2 protein-coding genes and 1 pseudogene are annotated in these 2,200 nt (G+C 69.7%); 1 reads left to right on the top strand and 2 read right to left on the bottom strand.

What is annotated here, in order from left to right; translation table 11 throughout:
* A pseudogene (locus ABNT58_RS26245) lies at positions 1–482 on the bottom strand (lipopolysaccharide heptosyltransferase family protein); the annotation flags it as partial.
* Positions 483–668: 186 nt separating this feature from the next.
* On the opposite strand from ABNT58_RS26245, the gene ABNT58_RS26240 reads away from it, so the two are divergent.
* Positions 669–1,019: a helix-hairpin-helix domain-containing protein gene (locus tag ABNT58_RS26240; RefSeq protein ID WP_348756322.1), complete on the top strand. Its 351-nt coding sequence runs from the start codon at positions 669–671 to the stop codon at positions 1,017–1,019.
* Positions 1,020–1,106: 87 nt separating this feature from the next.
* Here the strand turns inward: ABNT58_RS26240 and ABNT58_RS26235 are convergent.
* On the bottom strand, positions 1,107–2,200 hold a 1,094-nt coding region (locus tag ABNT58_RS26235), incomplete at its 5' end, for an OB-fold nucleic acid binding domain-containing protein (RefSeq protein ID WP_348756321.1).

Raw genomic sequence — 2,200 nt, 5'->3', positions numbered from 1 at the left:
CTGGCCGCTTCGTTGAACACGGAGACCGACGGCCCTTCGTACCGCTGGATGTACGGCCCCTGGTTCAGAAAACGCCGCTGCAGCCAGCCGGTGCCATAACCCAGCCGCTGCGGAATGCCCGCCAGCCAGGCCACCAGGCCACGGTTGGGGTGGCCCGAGAACAGCACGATGCGTTCGAAACGCTTGGCACGCAGCTCGCGCCCCATGCGAAAGAGCCCGGCCACGCCCGCATGGCGGCCCTGGCGGCCTTCGCTGCGGCGCGGGCGGCGGTCGAAGTCGATGACCTCGGCCACCCAGGGCAGGCCTTCGAGCAGCTGGCGTGCAAAGGTGGTGGGCGAGGCGATGACGGCCACCTGCCCCCCTGCACTGTCGCGCGCAACGGCCTCGAAATACGGCAGATGCCAGACGAGATCACCAATGCCCACGAACTGGTGGAGCACGGCGGTATGGGGGCGGGAGGAGCGCGGTTCGGTGGGCGGCATCGGCACTGCAGCGGCTTGGGGGCGCTCGCTGTCAAGCCCTGGAGGTCGTCAGGGCGTGAATGATAGCCGGGGCTTCCGGCCTCCTGCGGGGGGCCTCTTCAGCAGGATTGGCCCGGCCCGCGGGCCTTCCAACAATGCGCCCGAGCCCGCCGTGCGTCACGGCTCATCATCCCCAGGAGCCCTTCCATGTTCACCTCCCTCAAGACCATCGTCGTTGCCGTTGCCGCCGCGCTGCTGTCGGCCACGGCCTTTGCGGCCACCGACGTCAACAAGGCCGACCAGGCCCAGCTCGAGTCCGTCAAGGGCATCGGGCCGGCCATGTCCAACCGCGTGCTGGAAGCCCGCAAGACCGCGCCCTTCAAGGATTGGAACGACCTGATCGACCGCGTGCAAGGCATCGGCCCGGCCAAGGCCGGCAAGCTGTCGGCCGAGGGGCTGACGGTCAATGGCGCGGTGTATGCCGCCGGCGCCGCGCCGGCGGACAAGGCCAAGCCCGCGGCCCATGAAAAGGCCGACAAGAAGGCCGAGAAGAAGTAATCAGGCGCTGCAGGCGCCGTCAGTCACGGCCATGGCCTTTGCCATGGCCGTGATCTTTTTCTGGCGGGCTCCTTGATGGCCGCCCCGTCAGGTGGCCTCCGCCTCATACACCACCGTGGCGCCGCCCGGCGCGCTGCGCAGCCAGCGGTCCAGCGCCGCATCGCTGGGAAAGAACTTGCCGGCATCGCCCAGGTCGACCACGCCCACCGCCTGCTCGCGCTGGAGCGCGAGGCGCACCGGCAGGCCTTGCAGCTGCTCGCCTTCTTCGGTCACCAGCCGGCGCGCCGGAAACTCCTGCACCACCGCGGCCAACGGCGGCAAGGCCTCCAGCCCCGCACTGCCCAGCGCCACCTGCAGGTAGCGGCCGAAGCGGCACCGCGCGGTGGGCAGGTCCCACACCTGCTGCACGTTCAGCCGCAGGCCGCCGCTGAAGCGGTCGGGCTGCACCCGGCCCTGGATGATCAGCAGTTCGTCGTCGCGCAGCAGCTCCTTGTTGGCGTCCAGCGTCTTCTCGTCGGCCACGGCTTCGATGAAGCCGCTCTTGTCGTCGAGCTTGAAGATGGCCACGCGGCCGCGGTTGCCGTTGATGATGCGCAGGTCGCCGACGATGCCGGCCACCACCTGCGGGTCGCGGCTGTCGGCCAGGTCGGCCACCTCGCGGCGCACGAACTGGCGCACCTCGGCCTCGCTCTGGTCGAACATGTGGCCCGAGAGGTAAAAGCCGATGGCGGTCTTTTCCAGCGTCAGCCGCTCCTTCACGCTCCAGGGCTCGGCCGGCACCAGCGGCGGCTCCTGCGTGCTGCTGCCGTGCGCATCGTCGAAGTCGAACAGGCCGCCCTGGTCGGCATGCGCGGCCTGGCTGTCGGCCCAGTCCAGCGCCAGGCTCACGCTGGCCAGCGTGCTGGCGCGGTCGGCATGCAGCTTGTCGAAGGCACCGGCCTTGATCAGCGCTTCCACCACACGCTTGTTGATGCGCTGGCGGTCCACCCGGGCGCAGAAGTCGAACAGGCTGCGGAACGGGCCGCCCTGCTCACGCGCGGCCACGATGGCCTCGATCGCGCCCTGGCCCGTGCCCTTGATGGCGCCCAGGCCGTAGCGCACCGTCTTGTCGTCGATGGGCTCGAAGCGGTAGGTGCCGCTGTTGACGTCGGGCGGCTCGAAGCGGATGCCGAAGTTCGTCT

It is taken from the genome of uncultured Aquincola sp. (assembly GCF_964001545.1).
Lineage (GTDB): Bacteria > Pseudomonadota > Gammaproteobacteria > Burkholderiales > Burkholderiaceae_C > Aquincola.
The sequence above is the reverse complement of the archived record's forward strand: the minus strand, read 5'-3'. Positions and strand labels throughout refer to the sequence as shown.